Source organism: Rhizobium sp. CBN3, from assembly GCF_030518245.1.
Classification (GTDB): domain Bacteria; phylum Pseudomonadota; class Alphaproteobacteria; order Rhizobiales; family Rhizobiaceae; genus Rhizobium; species Rhizobium aethiopicum_A.
Genome location: NZ_JAULSE010000073.1, coordinates 1 through 1,298, shown reverse-complemented (window position 1 = coordinate 1,298; position 1,298 = coordinate 1). Strand labels below are relative to the sequence as shown.

Here is a 1,298-nt window from a genome sequence, read left to right as displayed (position 1 = left end):
GCAGGGCTGTCCGGGGAAATTGTCAGGCATAAAAGAAAGCCATTTGGTTTGGCGATGTTTTGGGTTTTGGCCGGCTTGGATTGACGGGAGGCGGCTTGTCGATTGCTGCGATGGATTTGCGCTGGAACAAGCATTGGATGACGAGGTCGGTGAAGCGCAGGATGGGCATGGTGATGGCGCTGGCGCGGACGGCGATACGCAAGAGCGCATAGGCGATCATGGCGGCGAAGATCTGCAGGCGGATGGCATTGTCGTTATAGCCGAGGAACCTGCGGATCTTGAGATGCTGCTTGATCCAGCGGAAGAGGAGCTCGATCTGCCAGCGGTCCTTGTAGAGCTGGCCGATCTCGACGGCAGAGCGGTCGAGATCATTGGTCAGCAGCGTGATCGTATCGCCCTGATCGCGCTTGAGGAGCAGCCGGCGCAGGCGCATCGGCAGCTTGGAATCGCCCTTGCTGGCAAGGCTGACCACGCAGTCTTCGAGGATCATGAAGCCATCACCGTTTGGCGCCTCGACAGGGCGCTCGGCGAGCACAGCCAGTCCCATATTGGCCTTCGGCCGGGTGACAAAGACAGAGCCGGCTTCGGCGATCGCCGTCCACCAGCCATAATGGCAATAGCCCTTGTCGAACACATAGGTGGCGCCGGCTTCGATGGCGATGGTGCGGCCGATCTGGGCATCGTTGACATTGGCGTCGGTGATGTCGAGGACGCGCGGGCAATCGGCATGGGGATCGTAGACGACATGCACCTTCATGCCGCGGATGCGGCCGTTCGACTTGGCCCAGTCACAGAGCTTGCCGAGCGGGATGGGGGTTGAATCGATCAGCCGCAGCATCGCGGTGCCCTCACGACGCATTTTGCGGCCGAGCTGGCTAGCCAGCAGCGCGAAGGTCTCGGCAAAGATGCCGGCCGCCGCCTGTTGGCATCCGACAGCGTCGAGCGCTGCAGCCGGCCGCAGCCGAGATGATAATGATGCTGAGCATTGGCGTTCCAGCCTGCTTCGAGCGCTCGCAGGCTGCCGGCAGCCCCGAACTGGGCATAGATCAGCGCCACCAGGTGATCCCAGCTCTTGAAGCATTTGTCGTAGGCATCGCCGTCGTGCCGATCGACGATCGCCTGGAATTGACGCCGATCGAGGCTTTCAATCAACTGCCCGAAAATGCTAGGCGTAAAGCGCATGCTCCGTTCCTTTTTCTGAGTCTCGACAACCAGAAAATAGACGGAAAACCTCCGTCTGACGGGGCATGCGCCTGCGGCATTTCGATTCACCCAGAACTTTCCCCGGACAGCCCTGC

The 1,298-nt window shown here is 60.7% G+C and carries 1 pseudogene; it reads right to left on the bottom strand.

The annotated features are described in order from the left end of the window. Positions 1-22: 22 nt before the first annotated feature. Positions 23-1,182, bottom strand: a pseudogene (locus QWJ46_RS30950) (IS4 family transposase). Between the last annotated feature and the right edge of the window lie 116 nt (positions 1,183-1,298).